Annotated in this window: 20 protein-coding genes; 13 read left to right on the top strand and 7 right to left on the bottom strand. The window is 48.0% G+C overall.

What is annotated here, in order from left to right; all coding sequences use genetic code 11:
- Window positions 1–59: 59 nt before the first annotated feature.
- The gene (uvrA, locus tag SK33_RS21860) at window positions 60–2,882 is read right to left on the bottom strand and encodes an excinuclease ABC subunit UvrA (protein WP_048220038.1); all 2,823 of its coding nucleotides are present in this window, start codon (window positions 2,880–2,882) and stop codon (window positions 60–62) included.
- Between the two features lie 251 nt (window positions 2,883–3,133).
- Here uvrA and ssb1 point away from each other — a divergent pair, with 251 nt between their 5' ends.
- From ssb1 to SK33_RS21840, 4 genes are all read left to right on the top strand, one after another.
- Complete coding sequence (gene ssb1, locus SK33_RS21855; protein WP_003826621.1) at window positions 3,134–3,658, top strand: single-stranded DNA-binding protein SSB1; 525 nt, start codon at window positions 3,134–3,136, stop codon at window positions 3,656–3,658.
- Window positions 3,659–3,817: 159 nt separating this feature from the next.
- Window positions 3,818–5,170, top strand: coding sequence for a site-specific integrase (locus SK33_RS21850; RefSeq protein ID WP_048220040.1), 1,353 nt, complete (start codon window positions 3,818–3,820; stop codon window positions 5,168–5,170).
- 44 nt (window positions 5,171–5,214) lie between these two features.
- Window positions 5,215–6,759, top strand: coding sequence for a site-specific integrase (locus tag SK33_RS21845; protein ID WP_048220041.1), 1,545 nt, complete (start codon window positions 5,215–5,217; stop codon window positions 6,757–6,759).
- Window positions 6,752–8,863 (top strand): hypothetical protein, encoded by a 2,112-nt coding sequence (locus SK33_RS21840; RefSeq protein WP_053065190.1) that lies wholly within the window; start codon window positions 6,752–6,754, stop codon window positions 8,861–8,863. Before SK33_RS21845 ends, SK33_RS21840 begins: the two co-directional genes overlap by 8 nt.
- Window positions 8,864–8,889: 26 nt before the next feature.
- Here SK33_RS21840 and SK33_RS21835 read toward each other — a convergent pair.
- Window positions 8,890–10,010, bottom strand: a protein-coding gene (locus SK33_RS21835; protein ID WP_096147877.1) for an IS3-like element ISSen4 family transposase whose coding sequence is annotated in 2 segments (ribosomal slippage) — window positions 8,890–9,752 and window positions 9,752–10,010 — 1,122 coding nt in all. Because the reading frame shifts where the segments join, the coding sequence is not laid out codon by codon here.
- A gap of 97 nt (window positions 10,011–10,107) precedes the next feature.
- On the opposite strand from SK33_RS21835, the gene SK33_RS21830 reads away from it, so the two are divergent.
- Window positions 10,108–10,752 carry an AAA family ATPase gene (locus SK33_RS21830; protein ID WP_048220043.1) on the top strand — a complete coding sequence of 215 codons (645 nt, stop codon included), beginning with the start codon at window positions 10,108–10,110 and terminating at the stop codon, window positions 10,750–10,752.
- 859 nt (window positions 10,753–11,611) lie between these two features.
- Window positions 11,612–13,921, top strand: a complete 2,310-nt coding sequence (locus SK33_RS21825) for an autotransporter family protein (protein ID WP_048220044.1) — start codon at window positions 11,612–11,614, stop codon at window positions 13,919–13,921.
- A gap of 84 nt (window positions 13,922–14,005) precedes the next feature.
- On the opposite strand, the gene SK33_RS21820 is transcribed toward SK33_RS21825, so the two are convergent.
- Window positions 14,006–14,287, bottom strand: a complete 282-nt coding sequence (locus SK33_RS21820; RefSeq protein WP_044715249.1) for a YjcB family protein — start codon at window positions 14,285–14,287, stop codon at window positions 14,006–14,008.
- Window positions 14,288–14,838: 551 nt separating this feature from the next.
- Here SK33_RS21820 and SK33_RS21815 point away from each other — a divergent pair.
- Window positions 14,839–16,425 (top strand): EAL domain-containing protein, encoded by a 1,587-nt coding sequence (locus SK33_RS21815; RefSeq protein WP_048220046.1) that lies wholly within the window; start codon window positions 14,839–14,841, stop codon window positions 16,423–16,425.
- A 2-nt stretch (window positions 16,426–16,427) separates the two neighbouring features.
- On the opposite strand, the gene soxS is transcribed toward SK33_RS21815, so the two are convergent.
- Complete coding sequence (gene soxS, locus SK33_RS21810; protein WP_003031731.1) at window positions 16,428–16,751, bottom strand: superoxide response transcriptional regulator SoxS; 324 nt, start codon at window positions 16,749–16,751, stop codon at window positions 16,428–16,430.
- Window positions 16,752–16,837: 86 nt separating this feature from the next.
- Between soxS and soxR the strand changes: the two genes are divergently transcribed.
- From soxR to SK33_RS21790, 4 genes are all read left to right on the top strand, one after another.
- Window positions 16,838–17,296 (top strand): redox-sensitive transcriptional activator SoxR, encoded by a 459-nt coding sequence (gene soxR / locus SK33_RS21805; protein WP_003031733.1) that lies wholly within the window; start codon window positions 16,838–16,840, stop codon window positions 17,294–17,296.
- Window positions 17,297–17,895: 599 nt separating this feature from the next.
- Window positions 17,896–19,245 (top strand): guanine/hypoxanthine transporter GhxP, encoded by a 1,350-nt coding sequence (ghxP, locus tag SK33_RS21800; protein ID WP_003031735.1) that lies wholly within the window; start codon window positions 17,896–17,898, stop codon window positions 19,243–19,245.
- Between the two features lie 157 nt (window positions 19,246–19,402).
- Window positions 19,403–21,049 (top strand): Na+/H+ antiporter, encoded by a 1,647-nt coding sequence (locus SK33_RS21795; RefSeq protein WP_003031737.1) that lies wholly within the window; start codon window positions 19,403–19,405, stop codon window positions 21,047–21,049.
- Between the two features lie 138 nt (window positions 21,050–21,187).
- Complete coding sequence (locus SK33_RS21790) at window positions 21,188–21,679, top strand: REP-associated tyrosine transposase (RefSeq protein WP_044715244.1); 492 nt, start codon at window positions 21,188–21,190, stop codon at window positions 21,677–21,679.
- Window positions 21,680–21,749: 70 nt separating this feature from the next.
- Here the strand turns inward: SK33_RS21790 and SK33_RS21785 are convergent, their stop codons facing one another.
- Window positions 21,750–22,640: a LysR family transcriptional regulator gene (locus SK33_RS21785; RefSeq protein ID WP_003844732.1), complete on the bottom strand. Its 891-nt coding sequence runs from the start codon at window positions 22,638–22,640 to the stop codon at window positions 21,750–21,752.
- 101 nt (window positions 22,641–22,741) lie between these two features.
- Between SK33_RS21785 and SK33_RS21780 the strand changes: the two genes are divergently transcribed.
- Together SK33_RS21780 and SK33_RS21775 are read left to right on the top strand one after the other, a co-directional pair.
- The gene (locus tag SK33_RS21780; protein ID WP_003031742.1) at window positions 22,742–23,152 is read left to right on the top strand and encodes a CidA/LrgA family protein; all 411 of its coding nucleotides are present in this window, start codon (window positions 22,742–22,744) and stop codon (window positions 23,150–23,152) included.
- Complete coding sequence (locus tag SK33_RS21775) at window positions 23,145–23,834, top strand: LrgB family protein (RefSeq protein ID WP_003031745.1); 690 nt, start codon at window positions 23,145–23,147, stop codon at window positions 23,832–23,834. The genes SK33_RS21780 and SK33_RS21775 overlap by 8 nt, the downstream gene beginning before the upstream one ends.
- A 45-nt stretch (window positions 23,835–23,879) precedes the next feature.
- Here the strand turns inward: SK33_RS21775 and actP are convergent, their stop codons facing one another.
- Both actP and SK33_RS21765 read right to left on the bottom strand, forming a co-directional pair.
- Window positions 23,880–25,529, bottom strand: coding sequence for a cation/acetate symporter ActP (gene actP, locus SK33_RS21770; protein WP_003031747.1), 1,650 nt, complete (start codon window positions 25,527–25,529; stop codon window positions 23,880–23,882).
- On the bottom strand, window positions 25,526–25,840 hold the full coding sequence (locus SK33_RS21765; RefSeq protein ID WP_016155370.1) for a DUF485 domain-containing protein: 315 nt from the start codon (window positions 25,838–25,840) through the stop codon (window positions 25,526–25,528). Before SK33_RS21765 ends, actP begins: the two co-directional genes overlap by 4 nt.
- Window positions 25,841–26,000 lie beyond the last annotated feature (160 nt).

Raw genomic sequence — 26,000 nt, 5'->3', positions numbered from 1 at the left:
CGCCTTATCAGGCCTACAAGCTTTATGCGTGTTCTGTGGGCCTGATAAGTGTTGCGTAATTACAACAGTGGTTTGAGGAAACGTGCCGTGTGTGAGGCTTCACACTCAGCGACCGTTTCTGGTGTGCCGGAGACAAGAATTTCGCCGCCGCCGCTGCCACCTTCCGGACCGAGATCGACAATCCAGTCAGCGGTTTTAATCACGTCCAGATTGTGCTCAATCACCACGATGGTGTTGCCCTGATCCCGGAGCTGATGCAGCACGTCCAACAGTTGCTGAATATCCGCAAAATGCAGACCGGTGGTCGGCTCATCGAGAATATACAGCGTTTGCCCGGTACCGCGTTTTGACAGTTCGCGCGCCAGCTTCACGCGCTGCGCCTCGCCGCCCGAGAGTGTGGTAGCGGACTGACCCAGTCGGATGTACGTCAGGCCAACGTCCATTAGCGTTTGCAGCTTACGCGCCAGCGCCGGAACGGCATCGAAGAACTCGCGTGCTTCTTCAATCGTCATATCCAACACTTCGTGGATAGTCTTGCCTTTGTACTTAATTTCCAGCGTTTCGCGGTTATAGCGCTTGCCTTTACATTGATCGCACGGCACGTAGATATCCGGCAGGAAGTGCATTTCGACTTTGATCACGCCGTCGCCCTGACAGGCTTCACAGCGTCCGCCGCGGACGTTAAAGCTGAAACGCCCCGGGGTATAACCGCGTGCACGTGACTCCGGCACGCCGGCAAACAGTTCGCGCACTGGCGTAAACACGCCGGTGTAGGTTGCCGGGTTAGAACGCGGCGTACGGCCAATCGGGCTTTGGTCAATGTCGATCACTTTGTCGAAATGTTCCAGGCCCTGAACGTCGCGATACGGCGCAGGTTCAGCCAGCGTCGCACCGTTCAGCGCCGTCTGCGCAATAGGGAACAGAGTATCGTTAATCAGTGTCGATTTACCCGAACCGGAAACCCCGGTAATGCAGGTAAATAAACCTACCGGCAGCGTCAGGGTGACATCTTTCAGGTTGTTGCCGCGTGCGCCGGTGAGCTTCAGCACTTTCTCTGGGTCAGCCGCAACGCGCTGTTTAGGCACTTCAATCTTGCGTTTACCGCTCATGTACTGGCCGGTCAGCGACTCAGGCACTGCCATGATGTCGTCGAGCGTCCCTTCGGCGACGACCTGACCGCCGTGAACACCCGCGCCGGGGCCGATATCGATAACGTGGTCAGCGGCGCGAATCGCATCTTCATCGTGCTCGACTACAATGACGGTATTACCCAGATTACGCAGGTGGATAAGCGTACCCAGCAGACGCTCGTTATCGCGCTGATGCAAACCGATAGATGGTTCATCCAGCACGTACATTACACCGACCAGACCCGCGCCGATCTGGCTTGCCAGACGAATACGCTGGGCCTCACCGCCGGATAGCGTTTCCGCCGACCGCGATAGCGTCAGGTAGTTGAGGCCGACGTTGACCAGGAACTTCAGACGATCGCCAATCTCTTTAAGAATTTTCTCGGCAATCTTCGCCCGCTGACCCGCAAGCTTCAGATTGTTGAAGAAATCCATTGCATGACCGATGCTCATGTCAGAAATTGCAGGCAGCGGCGTATTTTCAACAAATACGTGGCGGGCCTCGCGACGTAAACGCGTCCCTTCACAACTGGCGCACGGTCGGTTACTGATGAATTTGGCTAATTCTTCGCGTACCGCACTGGATTCCGTCTCTTTATAACGGCGCTCCATATTGTGCAGCACACCTTCAAACGGGTGACGACGTACGGACGTATCGCCGCGATCGTTCATGTATTTGAATTCGATATTCTCTTTACCAGAACCGTACAGCACCACTTTATGCACGGTAGGATTCAGGCTGGCCCACGGGGCTTCGACGTCAAATTTATAGTGTTCCGCCAGAGACTTAAGCATCTGGAAATAATAGAAGTTACGGCGATCCCAACCACGAATAGCACCACCGGCCAGCGACAGTTCCGGGTTTTGAATCACCCGGTCAGGATCGAAATACTGCTGCACGCCGAGACCGTCACAGGTTGGACAGGCGCCCGCTGGGTTGTTAAACGAGAACAGCCGAGGTTCCAGTTCGCGCATGCTATAGCCGCAGATAGGGCAGGCGAAGTTGGCTGAGAACAGCAGCTCTTCCGCTTTCGGGTCGTCCATATCGGCGACCACCGCCGTACCACCGGACAGTTCCAGCGCGGTTTCAAAGGATTCAGCCAGTCGTTGGGTGAGATCGTCACGAACTTTAAAGCGGTCAATCACCACTTCAATAGTGTGTTTCTTTTGCAGCTCAAGCTTAGGCGGATCGGAAAGGTCACACACTTGGCCGTCGATACGGGCGCGGATATAGCCCTGGCCCGCCAGGTTTTCCAGCGTTTTGGTGTGCTCGCCTTTACGCTCCTTAATTACCGGCGCCAGCAGCATCAGACGTTTGCCTTCCGGCTGCGACAGGACGTTGTCCACCATCTGGCTAACGGTCTGCGCTGCCAGGGGAACGTCGTGATCCGGACAGCGCGGCTCGCCAACGCGGGCAAACAGCAGACGCAGATAGTCGTGAATTTCGGTAATTGTACCTACCGTGGATCGCGGGTTATGGGACGTCGATTTTTGTTCAATTGAGATGGCAGGAGAGAGCCCCTCAATGTGGTCGACGTCCGGTTTTTCCATCAGTGACAGAAATTGACGCGCGTACGCGGAAAGGGATTCAACGTAACGACGCTGCCCTTCGGCATATAAGGTGTCGAAAGCGAGCGAAGATTTGCCTGAGCCCGAAAGCCCGGTGACGACAATCAGCTTGTCGCGCGGGATGACGAGGTTGATGTTTTTGAGATTATGGGTGCGGGCGCCCCGAACTTCGATCTTATCCATTCATCTTTCCCGGATTAAACGCTTTTTTGCCTGGCTGCATGGTGCTACCGGCGATCACAAACGGTTAATTATGACACAATCCGACCTGAATGGATATACAGTATTGGAATGCAAAACGCATGTTCCTGTGCAACAATGTCTGGCGGGGGTTGTTTACTGGAATCAACTTCGCAACGTAGTAAAAGCGCTATTGGAAATGCTACAATCCCGCGCTTACACTTATTCAGTAACGTTTTTCAGGAGACACGATCATGGCCAGCAGAGGCGTAAACAAGGTGATTCTCGTCGGTAATCTGGGCCAGGACCCGGAAGTACGCTATATGCCGAATGGTGGCGCAGTTGCCAACATTACGCTGGCTACTTCCGAATCCTGGCGTGATAAAGCGACCGGTGAAATGAAAGAGCAGACTGAATGGCACCGCGTTGTGCTGTTTGGCAAACTGGCGGAAGTGGCCAGTGAATATCTGCGTAAAGGTTCCCAGGTCTATATCGAAGGTCAGCTGCGTACCCGCAAATGGACCGATCAGTCCGGCGTAGAAAAGTACACCACTGAAGTTGTTGTTAACGTTGGCGGCACCATGCAAATGCTGGGCGGTCGTCAGGGCGGTGGTGCTCCGGCAGGTGGCGGCCAGCAGCAGGGTGGTTGGGGTCAGCCTCAGCAGCCGCAGGGCGGCAATCAGTTCAGCGGCGGTGCGCAGTCTCGTCCGCAGCAGTCCGCTCCGGCAGCGCCGTCTAACGAACCGCCGATGGATTTCGACGACGATATTCCGTTCTAGCGTGTACCAGATAGTAGATTTTGTAAAAAATCACGAAATACTTATTTAAAATTAGAAAGTTAATTGAAACTTACGAATAGATATTAAAAATATTCGTAAGTTTTTTTTGTCTTTAAATCAGGTTATGAACTACCTTGTAAGAATGTTAAGGGGGTTCAGATGAATATTAAACGATTCCAGTTTAATTCAGGCGAAAGCTACTCCATTCTTTTGGATGATGATTTATTGCCCATGTATTATCCCAATCTGTTTGTAACCCTTTATCATCGTAATCGTTCTGATACTGCTAACACCTGTTACAAAGAATTTGAACATATTAAACTCTTTTATGAAATTATGGATATTCTTGATATTGATATAGAGAATAGATGCAAGCGGGGAGTATTTCTCGAGAGGAATGAGGTGGAGGGGATAACTGGACTGGCTAAGTATCATAGTGCAATATTAAAAGAAGTGAATTTTACATTTCTGAATAACTCTCTAAAGAAGAAAAAGCCATCGCCAGGTAAAATAGAAGGAGCAAGATTTTCCCCAGTCATTAATAAAGAGAATTTAGTATCATCCAAAACATGTTATAACCGATTAACTACATTTGCTAATTATATTGGATGGCTTGAAAACATGCTATTCCATTCAACGCAGGCGGATACAAAACATCTTTTTATAGTGCTGAGGCCGAAACGCAAGGAAAGAATAAACATTATTGATAACCATGCAGTGAAAGTGGTCGATCTTTTGGATAAAAACGGTGTGAAAATTCCTCTTGAAAATAGCGATTATAATGATGACTATCGATCATTATCCGAAAACCAATTAGCTCAGATTTTTGAGGTGGTTAAAGTAGAAAATAACAGAAATCCATGGCAAAGATCGGACGTTCGTTTTAGAAACCAGTTGTTGATTCATTTACTCTCATCCACAGGGATGCGAAGAGGGGAAGTAATACGTATAAAAATCACTGATCTGGGGCGCAGTACGACTACTGGCCGATATTATCTTTTAGTACGAGTAGGTGAGGATATGGAAGATAAGCGAATAAACAAACCTTCAGCGAAAACATCCGGGAGACGAGTTCCGTTGCACCAGAACCTCTATCATATGATCGAAGAATATATCATTTTTCATCGTAGTAAGATCACCAACGTTGAAAAAACACCATACCTCCTAGTTGCACATTCTTCAGGGAGAAATCAAAAAGGTGATAACGGTTTATCTCTTGTCTCAGTGAATAAAATTTGTCTTCAAATTTCAGTTGTAGTTGGATTTACTGTTCATCCTCATATGTTCCGCCATACATGGAATGATCGTTTTAGCAAGCATGTTGAGAATCTCATAAGAGAGGGGAAAACAACTGAAGCAAAAGCTGAAAGTGATCGCAGGAAATTAATGGGCTGGAGCAGTGAATCTGAAATGGGGGCAAGATATGCCAGAAAATATGAAGAAGAGAGGGCCATTAAAACGGGGTTGAAGTTACAGGATAAAAGCTATAACCAGGAAGATGATAGTCAGTAAGGATATTTAGCAATGACTTCATTATCAAATGCGTGGTTTCTAATATGAATAAATCGAATGTAGAAAATAAAGACCAATATCTTACCACTGCAGTATCGCTGAGAGGCTACGGTTTTAATTATCTTGATAGCGAATGGAAACTAGATAGAAACCATATTGTTCCTGTGCAATTCCTAGATAAATTAGATGTGCATATAGGTGGTGATATACGAAAAGTATTGGTTTATTATGCCGAAAATTATTCTGCTGGTTATACATCCGTTCACGCGCAGACACTCTATGCCTATTTTACATACTTCGGATGCAATACGTTTTCTGAAAAAGATTTAATTACATATAAATCAACAATGGGATTTAAAAAAAGGTATAAGATAAGGCTTCTAAAGATATTCATTTCACAAATGATTGTATTGAAGTTAGATGGAAATCTTTCTAAGAACATTCCTGATTTAGTGAATAAATGGCGTATTTCTGCTGGGGCAAAATACAAATATATTTTAAATCTTGATCCCAAAATGGGGCCGTTTAGTGATATTGAATTCGAAGCTATTGGACATGTTTCGGCAAATAAATTCGCAAATGATCTATTGTCACTGGAAGAATATGCTTTGTTATTGACTATGAAATCAACAGGCCGAAGACCAGAGCAAATAGCGACACTTAAAATCAAAGATTTTGTTATTAGCAATAAATATACTCAACAACCAATATTTTGTTTGAATATACCACGGATTAAAATAAGAAATGCACCATTCAGAACTCAATTAGCGGCTTTTGGTCTGGTAAATTCTACCGGCCAGATTTTAACTGAATATATTAAATGGTATATTCAGGAAACAGAGACTTTGCTTAGTACAACGTTAACACCAGAACAAAAAAATGAGATGCCATTATTTGCTAATAAAAGTTGTATTCGTTTTCTCATGACCCATCCTCAGGAGGAATGGACTGAGGGTTTAAGATCTGAGCGTGTTCATATGAAAAGCGTATACTTTTCAAATTGGATTAGAAAAATTGTTGAATCTTTGGATGTTATTTCAGAACGAACCGGAAAACCTGTTCATGTTACAGGATATCGCTTTCGTTATACATTAGGTACCCGTGCGGCACGTGAAGGATCGGGAAAATTAACTATTGCTAAACTGCTTGATCATACAACGCTCAGTAGCGTTGAGCATTATGTGAAAAATATTCCAGAATTTGCTCTGGAGATCTCCAGAGTAATGAATGATTCATTGATAAACTATGCCAGTGCTTTTGCAGGCCATCTTACAAAAAATGAGGAAGCTGCAAATCTGATTCATCCAGGATGCGCCAGAATTCCATTTCAGGAAAAAAATTGTGATGTGGGTTCATGCGGGGCGGAGACTTACTGTACCGACTATGCGCCCATCGCATGTTATACCTGTCCAAAATTCAAGCCTTGGTCTGATGCTCCACATCACTTTGTACTTGAGTGGTTACTGGAAGAACGCCGCCGTATTAACGAGTTAACAGGAGATATAACAATTTCAGCTATAAATGATCGTTCAATCATTGCCGTTATGCAAGTGATGAATGCCTGCGCGGAGTATAAAAAAAATGCCTGATGCTTACATATTCGTACCGAAAAGCAAAACTAATAAAAAGAGAAATTTTGAAGAATTTATCCACTTTGTGGAGAAAAATTTTCCGCCAATCAATAACAACTTTTATCAAAGTAACTACTGGTGTCGGGTATGTAATTTTACAAAACTTGGAGTGAGTAGCAGAACACGTTCACCCGATACACTTTTACATCCTTCTCTTATACGGTTTGCTAAAGCTTATATCACATATAGCCAGACATTAAACCTTACACGACATGCTAACGAAATTTATGCCTTTAGAGCTTTAGATCTAAGTATAGAAAAAAACGCTAATGGAATCGATTTTACGTCATTGACGCCAGCTGATTTTGAACGTGCCCTGCAGATATCACGGCAATTCGTAGCCCCTGACGTTGCCTACCTCATAGGACGAATGTTGCAAAATCTCCATGCTTTTCTTAAGGATAAGGGTATTATAGATAACTATATATGGACTAATCCTCAATCCAAAGATCCCTATTGCTCGACTGCATCAGATGAAGCGAACAGGCGCAGGCAGGAAAAAATGCCGGATGAACAAACATTGTTAGCTCTGGCTTCGGTATTTTCACAATCCACTGAAATGCTTTCTGCGAGGGATATATTTACGACGTCATCTGTAGCATTATTGTTGTCAGCGCCGGTAAGAGGTTCAGAGTTGTTCTATCTTCAGCATGATTGTTTATATAAAGAAAAGATGACTGTCAGACGGGCTCTTGAATGTGGTTTTTCCCTGGGCGAATTGCAGGCAATGTTAGCATTTCGGAATAAGGTTTATGATAATTCGGACGTAATTTGTTTAAGTGATTCTTGCGAGACTGATTTTAGTCACACTTCAACAGACAACGAAGTTTTACAAGATGATGATGTTATTGAATTGACGGGGATAAGGTGGTTTTCCGGAAAGGGATATGGTTATGCGAATAAGTGGATCCCAACAGTCATGATTCCTATTGTAGAACGTGCGATTGAACGTTTGAAAATTATATCAGCGCCTGCTCGTGAATTTGCAAAAAAACTTGAAGAGTCCACTGATTTTCCCCGACATCCACTTTGTCCTGATGTAAATGAGGATGCATTATTGACGCAATATGAAGTTGTGGCAGCATTTGGCTTTGATATTTCTGAATTGAATTTAAGACAAGCTGGTATTAGCAGTCGTCAAATTTTAAAAAGAAAAGGCGTTATTTCACAAGATTATGCAGTGAACTTAAGAGATTTGAATAAAATAATCAGAAACGATTTAAACAAAGAATTTCCGTATGTTCCTTACGGTAATCCATTGAATAATGTACAGCTTCGATGGTCAGAAGCATTGTATGCAGGTTTTTCTAATATTTTCGCCTCAAAAAAGACGCAGATATGCACAGAGTTATGGATTGCAACAATAAACACTTTAGCTAAAGACTTTGGCTCATCTCATAACAATGCGGACTATAAAAAACCGCAAAATCCTTCGAAAACAATTTTCGAGCGATGGGGGTACGGCAATCTTTCCTTACGTTCACACCAGTTGAGGCATATGCTGAACACGATGGCACTGGTGAATGGCATGAGTGAAATGGCCATAGCGAAATGGGCCCAGCGTGCAGACTCGCAGCATAATCACTATTACGATCACACAACACCAGATGAATATGGTGAGGACTTTGCACAGTCTCAGGATATCGAAAATTTTCTTCCGGAAGTTGTTGTCGATGTTCTCATTTCCACTCCAAAAACGATTCAGGAATTGAAAACTAAAGCCAGCCTGACTGCGCATACCACCGAATTCGGCATGTGCATATCATCTTATCTAAGTGAGCCTTGCGGGAGATATCGGGATTGTATCAACTGCAACGAACATGTTTTACTTAAAGGTGACAGCATAAAATGTGAGCGCCTGCGTCATAAATTAAAAATGGAAGAGGGCCTCTTGTTGAAGGATCAAAAAGCTGTCGATAACGGCGTTCCCGGAGCAGCACAGTGGCTGGCAAGGCGCATTCTTACCGTTGAACGTTGCAGGGAAGTCCTGCGCTTACTGACCAGTCCTGATATCAGGGACGGTTCACTCGTGAAACTTGATATTCAGGATTATTCCCCTTGACCTGCCCCCACGATTAGATACAACACTCAGTTAGTAACGTCGGAATCTTCATTCTCAGAATGACCCTTTCTCCAGCCCGCTGCAAATTCAGACGGTGTCTGATAATTCAGCGTGGAGTGCGGGCGGCATTCGTTATAATCCTGCCGCCAGTCATTAATAATTTTCCTGGCATGAACGATATCGCTGAACCAGTGCTCATTCAAACATTCATCGCGAAATCGTCCGTTAAAGCTCTCAATAAATCCGTTCTGCGTTGGCTTGCCCGGCTGGATTAAGCGCAACTCAACACCATGCTCAAAGGCCCATTGATCCAGAGCACGGCAAGTGAACTCCGGCCCCTGGTCAGTTCTTATCGTCGCCGGATAGCCTCGAAACAGTGCAATGCTGTCCAGAATACGCGTGACCTGAACGCCTGAAATCCCAAAGGCAACAGTGACCGTCAGGCATTCCTTTGTGAAATCATCGACGCAGGTAAGACACTTGATCCTGCGACCGGTGGAAAGTGCGTCCATGACGAAATCCATCGACCAGGTCAGATTGGGCGCCGCCGGACGGAGCAGCGGCAGACGTTCTGTTGCCAGCCCTTTACGACGTCTTCTGCGTTTTACGCCCAGGCCACTGAGGTGATAAAGCCGGTACACGCGCTTATGATTAACATGAAGCCCTTCACGGCGCAGCAACTGCCAAATACGACGGTAGCCAAAACGCCTGCGCTCCAGTGCCAGCTCAGTGATGCGCCCTGATAAATGCGCATCAGCAGCCGGACGGTGAGCCTCATAGCGGCAGGTCGACAGGGATAAACCTGTAAGCCTGCAGGCACGACGTTGCGACAGACCGGTCGCATCACACATCAACATCACGGCTTCCCGCTTCTGGTCTGTCGTCAGTACTTTCGCCCAAGAGCCACCTGAAGCGCCTCTTTATCCAGCATGGCTTCGGCAAGCAGCTTCTTGAGTCTGGCGTTCTCTTCCTCAAGCGACTTCAGGCGCTTAACTTCAGGCACCTCCATACCGCCATACTTCTTACGCCAGATGTAAAACGTGGCATCGGAAATGGCATGCTTGCGGCAGAGTTCACGGGCGGGTACCCCAGCTTCGGCTTCGCGGAGAATACTGATGATCTGTTCGTCGGAAAAACGCTTCTTCATGGGGATGTCCTCATGTGGCTTATGAAGACATTACTAACATCGGGGTGTACTAATCAACGGGGAGCAGGTCATCAATAAGATAACAGATCTTGTTGATGTGATTACTAAGTTAGAAGGGCTGTTTTATTCTCTAAACGAATGGCTTAAAATTGAGAAAGATGCCTTTAACAGACAAAATTTATTAGATGACTATAAATCTCAAAAACAGAATAAAGAAGGAGAACTAAAAAAAGGTGCTGAAAACATTACGAGCTTAAATAAATCATTGGAAGATGCACTTGAATATTTTCCTGAGTTAGCGAGCAGCAGTATAAATAATGATATACTCAACGATATGTTTATGTATATTGAACCACATTTAAAGTATGATAAAATAAAGTTTAAGGTTGATTTGAGTAGTGGTAATAAAGGTATTTATATACAAGCTCACTCAGATGAAAATAGTGAGAGTACAACGCCTGTATATTATTTAAGTGAAGCGCAAATAAATATTCTTTCAATTTGTATTTTTCTTGCTGACCATGCGAGAAAAATAGACTGTGGGATAAATGCTATAATAATCGACGATCCGGTTCAAAGTATGGATGATTTGAATAGCTATGCGTTAATAGATTTATGTAAGTTATTTGCAAGACGATTTGGTAAGCAAGTTATTATAACTACGCATAATAGAAGTTTTTTCAATTTATTCAAAGAAAAACTTCCAGAATTCAGATATGCGACGAAATATATTAGCTTGTGATTAAAAATAGCTGAGTTATATTGAGTAGCTCAGCATTTATTTATTCCATTTTAGTAATCATCTTTCATGATGGGATTTAATAATGTTCCCTATCGTTTTTGATTCATAAACATATAATTCTTACCTTGAACAAAAATGTGATTAAGTCAATAGAAGCATGTCATTTGGAGTCGACTACCCCCACTATCTCTGGGGATTACTGACAGCAATACCTAGAATCATACGGTGTTACGGTTCCAAAATGTAAATTTTTTCCTATGGCGACACATAAAATATTACGTAAATCATTACATAAATATAAATATGCAATACAATGCCATGATTTTTATGAAATTTAATTGAAAATATTATTCACAGGTGTTCATAACCGCAGTTAAGATAGCTGAACGTATTAACGTTCGTACTAATGAAAACCCCGTTGCGACGGGGTTTTTTTACATCTCTTATTCAGAATTAATTATTCGGTATTTTCTGGTTTATCATCGCTGCTTGATGATTCATTTAATGCGAGTTGATAGGCGCTAACATTCGATAATATTTATTTATAACCATGGGAAATAAAAATAAATGTAGGTATTGTCGAATAATAAAAGAAAATATGAAGATAATAATTGGTGGATATGTGTCGTACATTCAAATTCTTCTTTTTGAGATAGTTTCCCGGCGAATAATATTTAATTAAATTAATGGAAAAAATGTATTTTATTGCATGGTAAATATTGACAAATTAATGTCTGGCTTTAAATAATACTTTTGGCTAATCAATTCTTCGTTAATGAAAATACGTTTATTATCCGCTGCTTTTTATTAGTGGGGGGTTGATAAATGCTTTGATAAACTATTTATTATGGAGCTGATTATGTATCAACGGAAGATAAACCCTAAAGCAATAATACCCTTCGCACTTTCATTTACCGCGGCACAGTTGGTTTGTGCTGGATTAGCGAGTGCAAAAAACTATGAACTAAATTATATAGATGTTGATGGTGGTCAGGAAGGGATCATCATTCGGGATACGATTGCTGATGACAAAAACTATGACATCACGGTGAATATTGATAACCCTGTGCGAGATGAAAACAACGGTCTTGAGGTGAAGATTGGCAGCATCACCAAAGACCAGGCGGGAGAGTATCATATTGGCAATTACAACGTTAATATTAGCGGAACCACACAGCAGGAACACCGCGCAGGACTGGCTTTTTTTGGCTTATCCGCCGAAGGTCAGGACACCAACGTCACCATTGATAACTTTAGTCTGAAAAATACTTTCTTAATCGGTTCTAAATATACCCATAACAATACCGCGTTGTATGCGGGAAGCGGCGCGAATATCTCTGTAAACGGCAATGTGTACATCCGTTCAGAGGTTGAACATACCAACGATGGGGAAGATGCCACGCTGGCAAATAATGGAATCTATGCTCGCGGTGCAGGTTCAACTATTACGGCGAACGGTGGCGATGTTTACATTAATACTTACGCCAGTAATTTTAAAGAACTGCTGGAGAACAACAGCGGTTATCCTGATGGCTCATCAAAAAGCGATGCAGTCAGTGCTAAAGATGGTAGTATCGTTAATATTAATCAGTCGGGCGAGAACAAGGTTAATTTATTAGGAAATATAGACTTCGGCGATAAGTTATATACTCACACCAGTCAGATGAATATTACCCTCAATGGCGCAGAGTCATTCTGGCATGGGCATGAAGCGAATTACCTGGATACCGACAGCGGTAAATGGACGGGAGATTTGAATCTGACGCTGACGAATCATGCCTACTGGATCCCGGATGGCCAAGACGCTCTGATAAGCGCCATTACGTTGCAAGACGGCGGGATGGTAAACCTGCACGGTTTTAACCTGCATACTAATCAGAGCATCAACGAAACCGTGAAGATTCACGATCTGAAAGGCAACAACGGTATTTTCCTGATTGATGTAAACACCAATAAAACCGATGAGCAGCGGCGTAATGGTAGCGACTTTATCGAAGTCGTTAAGAGCAGCACCGGGGGAACTCATGCCATTGAGGCGTTAAATATTAATAAGCTCAGCGATCTGCAAGACGATATCTGGGTTGCCGATGCTGCCAGCAATGTGACGTTCGAAGCGTACGATAAAGTCGATATCACTAACGAGTATGTATATGACTATAAACCGCTACTGCGTTCTGATATCCGGGAGGGCGATCCGGCAAGTCAGTATGGCACAAACTGGTATATCACGGGGGTTTCAACGAAAGCCAGTGCGGCGAGCAACACCGCGATTGCCAATGCCGGGTTGAACTACGCGGCGGCCACCGCTCGTCTCGAAATCGACAGCCTGAATGAGCGTTTAGGGGAATTACGCCAGAATCAGCAGCAAAATGGTCTGTGGATACGCTACAAAGGTGGCGAAATGGAAAGCGATAATGGCAGCTATTTCAAAAACCTGTATAGCTTCTGGCAGCTTGGCTATGACAATAAAGAGGAAGGTGAACACTCAGTCTGGACGCGAGGCATTGCGGCACATTACATGAGAGGTAACGCTGACTTTACTTATGGCACGGGTGATAACAAGAGCTACGGTGGTTCACTTTATGCTGCATGGAATCGTCCGGAGAAACAGGACTACCTGGATCTGGTGCTGAAATATAGCCGCCATGAGAGTGATTTTAACTACCGAAATGTGTACGGCAACACGGGGATGGCGGATAGCAGCACGTGGTCAATCAGCGCCAGCGCAGAATACGGTCGTGAGTTTAGTCTGGGAGAGTCCTCTTTCATCGAACCGCAAGCGCAGCTCGTATATACCCGGTTGGATGAAGCTCGTTATACCACCAGCAGCGGGCTGCGGGTTCGTCAGAACGATATCGACAGCGTGATTGGTCGCGTCGGATTGCGCGGAGGTTATCGCTTTGAAGAACGCCCGGACAGCGACATTTATGTGAAGCTGGCTCTGCTGCACGAGTTTGCCGGCGATCGTGATGTCACCGTGTGGGGTAAAGATGCGTCCATGACGGTTCGCGAGGGAGGAAGTGACTCGTGGATTAACTACGGTATTGGTACCAATATCCATCTTACTCAGAACAATAATTCCCGACTGTACGTTGACCTGGAAAGATCGGCTGGAGGCGACATTGATATGAACTGGCAGGTGAACGCAGGTTTCCGTATGGAGTGGTAAGCGGTTAGCGGAATGTCAGTTCCATCGTTATCGCTTAAAACCGTGTCCGACCGGGTATGTTCCTGGTCGGACACGCTGTTGTTATCAGTTCAACACCATCGGCCAGTCTGGCGGTGTGTGGCTCATCACATCAACCATCACGGTTTCAATGTTCTGCCAGATAGTGGACATATCCACCAGGGTTATGCCGAGCAATCCAGTCGCAAACCAGCAGGCAAACACCAGCCCCAAACCGCTGCTAATGACGGCCAGGCCAATATAATCTGATTTACGAAAACGGATATTGAGCGTACTGGCTAAAAACATCAGTACCGCGCTGAGTAGTTGCCACCGCAGAAGAACCACGCCAGTTGTTATTGTTGCCATGAAAAACGTCCTCAGAAAGTCTGGATGCCCAGGACAGCGCGGGGGTGTTCACCGAGGGTGTAGTACTCTGGCTATCGACGGGCAATAACATCAATGAAACATTGTTTCTGTTACATTATTTTGTGAACTATATCACATATGGTCGTTTGTTCACCACTATCGGATGCTATTTTTGTAGGCCTAAAACCACTCTGAGTGTGTGGTTTAATTTAATGAAGGGTTGATAGTAAATAACCATGTTTTAAACATGTATGTAATCTGCTTGTTATATTTATCCTAAATTAAACGTTAAAAAACTTTAATGAATTTCTTAAACGCAGCCAGGATAATGCTCATAAAAAATTACTCCGTGGGGATAATCACGTTATGAAATAAGCATAACTTTAAGTTTGCCTTACGGAAAAATAATATCATCATCAACTATTATCAGACTTTTACATAGAGAAGTCTGTTGCTAATACTGATAGATTCATGCAACTTAATCAGTCGGTGTTTATAGCATCCTGCCTTGATGGGTTCTGGCATATACGAAACAGGGAAATAGGGCTGACATGAATCACAGTGCGCGACGCAAGATGCTGAAGTTCCTGGGAACATTCATGGTGGTATTGTTCCCCGTGGTGCTGGCGATTTGGTTTGCACATATCCGGGCGATGACCGAAACCCATAACCAACTCCGCTCTTTTGCTCAACTGGTGTTAAATAAAACAGAATTGGTAATCCTACAAGCCGATTTGGCGCGTGATATGGCCCAGTTGTATCAGGGTAAGATGTGTACCCCGGCACATCAGAAAAGTATGCTGAATATTATTCGCGGTCGTTTATATATCAGTGAGCTAATTTATGCGCAGGGCGATCATTTTTTGTGCTCTACGTCTATGGCGCCGACTGTTACTTATATTATGCCGACAGCCGACTATAAACGTACGCCGGATATCGCCATCTATTACTACCGCGATACCCCTTTTTTCGCTGGCTACAGAATGACGTACATGCAACGTGGGAACTACGTCGCAGTCATAAATCCATTATCCTACAGCGAAGTCATGTCAGATGATCCGGATCTGTCCTGGGGCGTATATGACACAGTAACAGATACGTTTTTCTCTGCCAGCGAAGCGGCAAATATTGCGCAATTCGCGCCTCTCGTACGCGGTGAAGCCTCGACCTTTCAACAAGACGATCGCTTTTACACCATCGTGCATTCAGAAAAACGCCCAATTGCGATCATTGTGTCGACCTCAGACAACCGCGTAAGTCAGATTTTCTATCACGAGGCGGTGTTAACCATTCCCTTCGGGATTATCTGCAGCATCCTGATACTGCTAATGTGGTGGCGCACGCGCCAGGAATACTTATCTCCCCGGCGCTTACTAAAACGCGCGATCAAAAAACGTCAGCTTTGCCTGCATTACCAGCCGATCATTGATATTAAGAATGGGCAATGTGTTGGTGCTGAAGCTCTGCTGCGCTGGCCGGGTTGTAAAGGTGAGGTGATGAGCCCGACGGAGTTTATTCCGTTGGCTGAAAAAGAGGGAATGATTGAGCGGATCACGGATTATGTCGTTGAAGAGGTGTTCAACGATTTGGGGTATTTTCTTTCGGCGCATCCTCAGCTTTATATCTCGATTAACCTTTCCGCTTCTGACTTTCATTCATCCCGATTGATTGCTCTGATTAACGACAAAAATCGTGAGTACTCCGTGGCGGCCCAGCAAATTAAAGTCGAAGTGACGGAGCGGGGGTTCATAGATGTACATAAAATGACCCCAGTAATCCAGGCGTTCCGCAAGGCGGGTTATGAAGTGGCATTTGATGATTTTGGCACGGGATATTCCAATCTGCATAATTTGTCAGCGCTGAATGTCGATATCCTGAAGATCGACAAATCGTTTATTAGCACGTTGTCCACTAACAGCACCAGTCACTTGATTGCCGAACATATTATTGAGATGGCGCAAAGCTTACACCTGAAGACGATTGCGGAAGGGGTGGAAACGAAGGAACAAATCGAATGGCTGCTTGAACGCGGCGTACAGTATTGTCAGGGCTGGTATTTTGCGAAGGCGCTGCCGTCTCAGGAGTTCATGCACTGGATACAACGGTCGCCCGCCATACTGACGCAGAGCGGGCAATAAGCTTACAGGCGGTGGCGGTAATCGCTGGGGGTACGATCAAACTCGCGGCGAAACACGCGCGAAAAGGTTTGTTGCGATACATAACCAAGATCCATCGCGATATCGAAAATAGGTCGCTCAGTCGTCCTCAGTTCAACCGCCGCCAGCAGAAGTCGTCGCTGGCGGATGTAGTCACCCAGCGTCTGGCGCGTCACCGTGCGGAACATTCTCTGTAAATACCACTTCGAGTAACCTGATTTTTTCGCAACCGCCTCAATGTTCAGCGGCTGATCGATATGTTCATCAATCCATTCAATAAGGGTCTGAATAATCTGCTGATGGGACATAGGGCTGCCTCTTTCTCAGTATTCGATTCGTCGTTTTGTCTGTGGGCGAGTATAATTCCTCAAGTTAACTTGAGGTAAAGCGATTTATGGAAAAGAAATTACCCCGGATAAAAGCGCTGCTCACGCCAGGTGAAGTTGCAAAGCGTAGCGGCGTGGCAGTTTCGACCCTGCATTTCTATGAAAGCAAAGGGTTAATCAGCAGCATGCGCAACAGCGGTAATCAGCGTCGCTACAAACGTGATGTGTTGCGTTACGTGGCGATTATCAAGATTGCTCAACGTATTGGGATCCCGCTGGCAACGATTGGCGACGCGCTGGGCGTATTACCTGAAGGACATTCACTTAGCGCTAAAGAGTGGAAACAGCTCTCTTCGCAATGGCGTGAAGAGCTGGACCGACGCATTCATACTTTGGTGTCGCTACGTGATGAGCTGGATGGATGTATTGGTTGCGGCTGCTTGTCGCGCAGCGATTGCCCGTTGCGTAACCCAGGCGATCAGCTGGGCGAGCAAGGAACCGGGGCGCGACTGCTGGAAGATGATTGATTGGTTTAAATATATGACGGGTATAAAACTAAAGCGCCACAGAGGGCGCTTTAGTTTGGTTCCGGTCTTTGTCTTTCACTCTATCCCGCTGGTTCACGGGAGGGTTTCCCCCGACATCAACACCCCTCAGTCGAGCACATTAGGGGAGGTTCCGGCCTGTGTTGATAATGTAAGTGTAAGCTACCTCCCTCCATTTGCCAGTCAAATGATGATTTTTTAGCCAAAAAAATTACCGCATCTTCACCGGTTTTCTTGCGCGAGTTTGCGCGAAAAATAAGAACGATTGTTGCGACAATCTGGCGAAATTTGTTACCAGATTGCGCATTGACGATAACGTTTGCGCATCGACTGGTTGTTTATTGTGCGTTATAAGAAGAAATGAGTAAAAAGCGGCAAAGTTCAGTTGAAAACCGGCGTATGATCGCTGGATAATCGTTTGCTTTTTTTTACCACCCGTTTTTTATGCGCGGAGCTAAACGTTTGCTTTTTTGCGACACCCCTAATGACGCAAACCTGGCACATGGAGAAAACGTTTAGCAGGCAGTGGATTGTCCAGCACGCATAATGACGAAAAAATAAACTCTCAGGGGATGTTTTCTATGTCTACGCCTTCAGCGCGTACCGGCGGTTCACTCGACGCCTGGTTTAAAATTTCGCTTCGCGGCAGTACCGTTCGTCAGGAAGTCGTTGCCGGATTAACGACGTTCCTCGCCATGGTTTACTCCGTTATTGTGGTTCCAGGGATGCTGGGTAAAGCCGGATTCCCGCCTGCCGCTGTATTTGTGGCAACCTGCCTGGTCGCGGGCGTCGGTTCTATTGTCATGGGCCTGTGGGCAAATCTGCCGCTGGCGATTGGTTGCGCCATTTCTCTGACGGCGTTTACCGCATTCAGCCTGGTATTGGGACAACATATCAGCGTGCCCGTTGCGCTGGGCGCGGTGTTCCTGATGGGCGTCCTGTTTACCATCATTTCCGCGACGGGTATTCGTAGCTGGATCCTGCGCAATCTGCCGCAGGGCGTTGCGCACGGTACGGGAATCGGTATCGGCCTGTTCCTGCTGCTGATTGCGGCAAACGGCGTTGGTCTGGTGATTAAGAATCCGCTGGACGGTCTGCCGGTTGCGCTGGGTGACTTCGATACCTTCCCGGTGATTATGTCGCTGGTTGGTCTGGCGGTGATTATTGGCCTCGAAAAACTGAAAGTACCGGGCGGCATCCTGCTGACTATTATCGGTATTTCCATTGTTGGCCTGATTTTCGACCCGGCCGTGCATTTCTCCGGTATTTTTGCCATGCCGTCTCTGAGCGACGAAAACGGCAACTCGCTGATCGGCAGCCTGGATATAATGGGCGCACTGAATCCTATCGTTCTGCCGAGCGTGCTGGCGCTGGTTATGACCGCCGTCTTCGATGCGACCGGCACCATTCGTGCCGTAGCCGGACAGGCGAATTTGCTGGATAAAGACGGACAGATTATCGACGGCGGCAAAGCGCTGACCACCGACTCCCTGAGCAGCGTGTTCTCTGGTCTGGTGGGCGCTGCTCCTGCGGCGGTATACATTGAATCCGCAGCGGGTACGGCGGCAGGCGGTAAAACTGGCCTGACGGCGATCACCGTTGGCGTCCTGTTCCTGCTGATCCTGTTCCTCTCTCCGCTCTCGTATCTTGTACCGGTATACGCAACGGCGCCTGCACTGATGTATGTGGGCCTGTTGATGCTGAGCAACGTTGCGAAAATCGACTTTGCTGACTTTGTCGACGCAATGGCGGGTCTGGTAACGGCCGTATTTATCGTGCTGACCTGTAACATCGTTACCGGCATTATGATTGGCTTTGCTACCCTGGTGATTGGCCGTCTTGTCTCTGGCGAATGGCGCAAGCTGAACATCGGCACGGTGGTTATCGCTATCGCGCTGGTGGCCTTCTACGCGGGCGGCTGGGCTATCTGATTTTTGTTCGATAAAGATCCTCAAAACGGGTGGCTTTGGCCGCCCGTTTTTATTTTCAGAACACACTCGTTGTCTTTTGCGTTACTCTCAATTAGATAGAATTGAGGCACGACGCCTCTCATCACCAATCATAAGAAACATCGCAAACAGGGAACGCATGGAAATCTTTTTCACCATACTCATCATGACCCTTGTGGTCTCGCTGTCGGGGGTATTTACTCGCGTATTGCCCTTCCAACTCCCTTTACCCCTAATGCAGATCGCCATCGGCGCCTTGCTGGCGTGGCCGACGTTTGGTTTGCATGTGGAATTCGATCCTGAGCTGTTTTTGGTGCTGTTCATCCCGCCGCTGCTCTTTGCCGATGGCTGGAAGACGCCAACGCGTGAGTTTCTCGAGCATGGGCGAGAGATCTTCGGCCTTGCGCTGGCGCTGGTGCTGGTCACTGTGGTCGGCATTGGATTTATGATTTACTGGCTGGTGCCGGGGATACCACTTATCCCAGCCTTTGCGCTGGCCGCCGTCCTTTCGCCAACCGATGCTGTTGCCCTTTCCGGCATTGTGGGGGAGGGGCGCATACCGAAGAAAATCATGGGCATCCTGCAGGGCGAAGCGTTGATGAACGACGCCTCCGGTCTGGTCTCTCTGAAGTTTGCCGTCGCCGTGGCGATGGGGACGATGGTATTTACCGTTGGTGGCGCAACGCTTGAGTTCTTCAAAGTGGCGATTGGCGGCATCCTGGCTGGTTTTGTCGTCAGTTGGCTGTATGGGCGCTCCCTGCGCTTCCTCAGCCGCTGGGGCGGTGACGAGCCGGCAACGCAAATCGTCCTGCTGTTCCTGCTGCCGTTTGCGTCTTACCTGATTGCGGAACACATCGGTGTTTCCGGTATCCTCGCGGCGGTCGCTGCCGGGATGACGATCACCCGTTCCGGGGTGATGCGCCGCGCACCGCTGGCGATGCGTTTACGTGCTAACAGTACCTGGGCAATGCTGGAGTTTGTGTTTAACGGCATGGTCTTCTTGTTGTTAGGGCTACAGTTACCGGGGATTCTGGAGTCTTCCTTAGCAGCGGCAGAGGTCGATCCGAACGTTGAAATCTGGATGCTGTTTACCGATATCGTGCTGATTTACGTGGCGCTGATGCTGGTACGTTTTGGCTGGCTGTGGACGATGAAAAAATTCAGTCTGCGCTTCCTGAAGAAAAAACCAATGGAATTCGGCTCCTGGACAACGCGTGAAATCCTGATCGCCTCCTTTGCCGGTGTACGCGGAGCAATTACCCTCGCCGGTGTGCTCTCCATTCCACTGTTGTTACCGGATGGTAGCGGATTCCCGGCGCGATATGAGCTGATCTTCCTTGCCGCAGGCGTGATTCTGTTCTCGCTGTTTGTTGGCGTGGTGATGTTGCCGATTCTGCTACAACATCTGGAAGTGGCAGACCACTCGCAGCAGCAGAAAGAGGAACGTATTGCTCGCGCTGCTACGGCAGAAGTGGCGATTGTCGCGATCCAGAAAATGGAGGAACGACTGGCCGCGGACACCGAAGAGAACATCGATAACCAGTTACTCACCGAGGTGAGTTCCCGCGTGATTGGTAACCTGCGTCGTCGCGCCGACGGACGCAACGATGTGGAAAGCTCGATGCAGGAAGAAAACCTCGAGCGACGTTTCCGCCTGGCAGCGTTGCGTTCAGAACGCGCAGAGCTTTATCACCTGCGCGCGACGCGGGAAATCAGCAATGAAACGCTGCAAAAGCTGCTGCACGATTTGGACTTGCTGGAAGCGCTGTTGATCGAGAATCAATAAACGAGAGAGCCTGATGCGCTACGCTTATCAGGCCTACATAAAATATTCATCGTGTAATTTGCGAGCCGCTTTCCTGAACTGATCTGTTTGTCTTGTCTGTTCCCTCTTTTCTCCATACGGTTGAGGAAAGGGGGAAACATGTCCAACTATCGACGAAATTACATCAACGGAGGAACCTGGTTTTTTACGGTAAATCTGCAGGACCGTCGAAGCCAGCTTCTGATATCAAAAATTGATCGGTTACGTTGTGCTATTTCTGCGGTACAAAAAATGAAACCTTTTTATATCAATGCGTGGGTCGTATTACCTGAGCATATGCATTGCATCTGGACGTTGCCTGAAAATGACGCTGATTTTTCATCCCGCTGGCGGGAAATTAAGAAGCATTTCACGCGATCGTTATCTGCCCGACATATCTGGCAACCTCGCTTTTGGGAACATACCATCCGCGATGAGCACGATTATCGACAGCATGTTGATTATATTTACATTAACCCAGTGAAGCACGGGTGGGTAAAACAGGTACAGACATGGCCTTTTTCAACATTTCATCGCGATGTGAGGCGTGGTTTGTTCCCACACAATTGGGCAGGTGAAATAATGGATTTTAATATGGGTGAACGTGCCTGATGGCGCTACGCTTATCAGGCCTACAAAACCGATGTAGGCCGGATAAGGCGTTTGCGCTGCATCCGGCATTTTACGACGCTTGCGGTAGCCAAAACCCTTCACAGCATTTGAGCCACGCCTGGGCGCTGTGCGACAGATACACGCCTTCGCGCCAAATCATGCCCAATTGCCAGCGTAAATCACTCTCCAGAGGGATCCAGCGCAACGTTTGCTTATCCAGGCGCTGGCAAATCGGCTCCGGTAAAATGGCAATCCCGACTCCGGCTTGTACCATCGCAGCCAGAAAATCCCACTGCCCGCTGCGCACCGCGATGCGGGGCTTGACGTTGTGTTGGCTAAACAGCTCAAGCAATTGGCGGCTCAACGCGAAATCTTCGTTGTAGATCAGTAGCGGATGTTCCGCCAGTGCCTCGGGGGAAATGGATTCGCATGTTGTCCACTGACCGGAGCGGGGGACCAGCACGCAGAGCGGATGACTGAAAAGCGGTAGGGTCGCCAGACCACTCTCTTCTTCAACCGGCAGCGCGGTCATCGCGACATCCAGATCGCCGTTCATCACCGCCTGCTGGACGGTTAAGCCGCCAAATTCAGAGACCTTCAGCTCAACGCCGGGATAGCGCTGGCGAAACAGGCTGATAGGCCCGGCCATCAACATACCGACCATCGGCGGGATACCGAGGCGCAGCACACCCCTGTTGAGGTGATTAATGTCGCTAAGTTCAGCTTCAAGCTGGCGAAACTCAGCGAGGATCGCCAGGCCGCGTTCGAAAACGACCTGTCCGGTGTCGGTTAACAACAACCGCCGCCCGTCGCGGATGAGCAATGTGCAATTAAGCTCGTCTTCAAGGTTCTTCAACATCTTGCTGATGGTGGGCTGGGTGACAAAAAGCTTCTCCGCTGCGCGAGTAAAGCTCTGCTGACGAACCACCTCAACAAAATATCGCAGCGTTCTGATATCCATGATTATTCCTTAAGACTATGCCTGCAATGAGTTTAATTCATTTCAGTCCTGGACGGGGGCTCTCTATACTGGCGCTCTCTATTTTTTAAGGACATACCCTCATGGCTGTGGCGATAAGCCGCGTGACGCCTGCTGTTATTCATCGACTCCAGATCCCCGTTCAGGTTCTGTTGTACGCAGGTCTCTTTGTATTTGCTCAATATCTTGTCTCCTGGCTGCATCTGCCGCTTCCTGCCAACCTGGTAGGGATGGTGCTGATGCTGGCGTTAATTGTCTGCCGGGTTATCCCGCTGAACTGGATTCGCGCAGGTGCTCGCTGGTTACTGGCTGAAATGCTGCTGTTTTTTGTCCCGGCGGTGGTCGCCGTTGTGAACTACACGCAGCTGTTGCTGGTTGATGGCTGGCGTATATTTGCCGTCATTGCGATCAGTACGCTGATGGTGCTCGGCGCCACGGCGTGGGTGGTGGATAAAGTGTATCGCTATGAAATGAGCAGGTTAAACCGTGAGTAATTTCCAGCTAAGCGTGTTGTGTCTGGTGATTACGCTGGGTATCTACTTTGCTAATAAGCGTTTGTATCGCCGTTTTCGTAAATTACCGCTGATGCCATTAGTTCTCACCCCGGCCCTGCTGGTGCTGATGCTAGTCTTCGGCCATATCTCCTGGCAAAACTATATTGGTGAATCGCACTGGTTGCTGTGGTTGTTAGGACCGGCGACCATCGCCTTTGCCGTTCCGGTGTATGACAACCTTGCGGTGATTAAGCGTCACTGGATGTCGCTGACGGCGGGCGTGGTAACTGCAACGCTGGTAGCCGTCACCAGTTCCGTGTGGCTGGCGCGCCTGTTTATGTTGCCTGATGAGATCCAACGCAGTCTGGCTGTGCGTTCCGTCACCACGCCATTTGCGCTGGCAGCGGCAGAGCCATTGGGCGGGCAGCCGGACCTGGTGGCCTTGTTCGTGGTGGTGACCGGCGTATTCGGCATGGCGGTCGGCGATGTGCTGTTTTTACGCCTTTCCATTCGTGAAGGAATGGCGAAAGGCGCAGGATTTGGCGCTGCATCGCATGGCGCAGGCACGGCGCGCTCTTATGAGCTTGGTCAGCAGGAGGGCGTGGTTGCCAGCCTGGTAATGATGCTTTCCGGTGTGGTGATGGTATTGGTGGCGCCGCTGGTCGCGAGGCTGATGTTCTAAGAAAGGATGTAATCCTCCGGCCCGAAAGCCGGAGGAGAGGGGAGGTTAGTGCGCGCGACCTTGTTCTACGCCGTACCCGGTCTGGGAGCGGATGAACTGAGCACGGAACTGCTCGCGTTCGCGGTTGCCTTCTTCTGAGTTGTCGGTAGCAGAGAAGAACCAGATCCCGAGGAACGCTATGCTGATGGAGAACAGCGCTGGATATTCATACGGGAAAATGGCTTTTTCGTGACCGAGGATCTGGACCCAAATGGTTGGGCCGAGAATCATCAATACTACCGCTGTTAACAGACCTAACCAGCCACCCAGCATTGCGCCACGGGTGGTCAGACGCGACCAGTACATGGAAAGCAGGATGATCGGGAAGTTGCAGCTGGCCGCGATGGCGAACGCCAGACCCACCATGAAGGCGATGTTCTGGTTCTCAAACAGCACGCCGAGCAGGATGGCTATCACACCCAGTACCAGTACGGTGATTTTTGACACCTTCAGCTCTTCACGTTCGGTTGCGCCTTTGCGGAATACGTTGGCGTACAGGTCGTGAGAAACTGCCGAAGCGCCAGCCAGCGTCAGCCCGGCAACCACCGCCAGGATGGTGGCAAACGCCACTGCAGAGATGAAGCCGAGGAACAGGTTACCGCCCACCGCATTCGCCAGGTGAACCGCCGCCATGTTGTTACCACCGATCAGTGCGCCTGCAGCATCTTTGTACTCTGGATTAGCACCTACCAGCATGATCGCGCCAAAGCCGATGATAAAGGTCAGGATGTAGAAATAACCCATAAAACCGGTGGCATAGAATACGCTCTTACGCGCTTCGCGGGCATCGCTGACCGTGAAGAAACGCATCAGAATATGCGGCAAACCTGCTGTACCGAACATCAATCCAAGACCTAACGACAGGGCGGATATCGGATCTTTTACCAGACCGCCCGGGCTCATAATCGCGGAGCCTTTCGGGTGTACTGCCATCGCTTCAGTGAACAGGTTGTTGAAGCTGAAGCCGACGTGCTTCATTACCATGAAGGCCATAAAGCTGGCGCCGAACAGCAGCAGAACAGCTTTAATGATCTGTACCCAGGTGGTTGCCAGCATGCCGCCAAACAGAACGTACATCATCATCAGTACGCCAACCAGCACGACGGCGATGTGATAGTTCAGACCAAACAGCAGCTCAATCAGTTTACCTGCGCCGACCATCTGGGCGATCAGATACAGCGCGACCACCACCAGGGAACCACAGGCCGACAGAATACGGATTGGACCCTGCTTCAGACGATAAGAAGCAACGTCAGCAAAGGTGTAACGACCGAGGTTACGCAAACGCTCAGCAATCAGGAACAGGATAATTGGCCAGCCGACCAGGAAGCCGAGTGAGTAAATCAGCCCGTCATAACCGGAGGTAAATACCAGCGCGGAAATTCCAAGGAACGATGCCGCCGACATATAGTCGCCCGCAATCGCCAGCCCGTTCTGGAAACCGGTGATGTTACCGCCGGCGGTGTAGTAGTCATTACGCGAACGTACGCGCTTAGACGCCCAGTAGGTAATGCCGAGCGTAAAGATGACGAAAATCAGGAACATAACAATCGCCTGCCAGTTGGTTGGCTGGCGTTGGACTGCACCGCTAATAGCATCCGCCGCGTTTGCGGCGAAGGGCAGCGTGGCGGCAAGCGCCGTCAGAACTCTCTTCATGATGCTTTAACCTCGTGCAAAACCGCATTGTTCAGGCGATCGAATTCACCGTTTGCCCGCCAGATGTAGATCCCGGTCAGGATGAAGGAGATGAGGATCACTCCGACCCCAATCGGAATACCGCGGGTGACGCTGGTTCCTGCGTGGAGCGGCGTACCCAGCCAGCCAGGCGCAAAGGCAATCAATAAAATAAAGCTGATATAAACTGCCAGCATGATGATGGACAGAATGGTGGCAAACCGTTGCCGTTTTTCTACTAACTCCCTGAAACGCGCACTGTCTTCTATCCGCTGATAAATAGAGTCATTCATCACAGAGTCTCCAGAGATACCCCCTTCGTCTTTCACGCCGCAGGTGCGTTGGCCGCACTCGCCCACCCCAGTCACATAGTGAACTATGCTCCTGGGGATGTGCTCGCTTGCCGCCTTCCTGCAACGCGAAATCCTTTGGGGGAGGGTTTTTATATTTCCC

This window comes from Citrobacter sp. MGH103, assembly GCF_001034475.2.
GTDB lineage: Bacteria > Pseudomonadota > Gammaproteobacteria > Enterobacterales > Enterobacteriaceae > Citrobacter > Citrobacter freundii.
The sequence above is the reverse complement of the archived record's forward strand: the minus strand, read 5'-3'. Positions and strand labels throughout refer to the sequence as shown.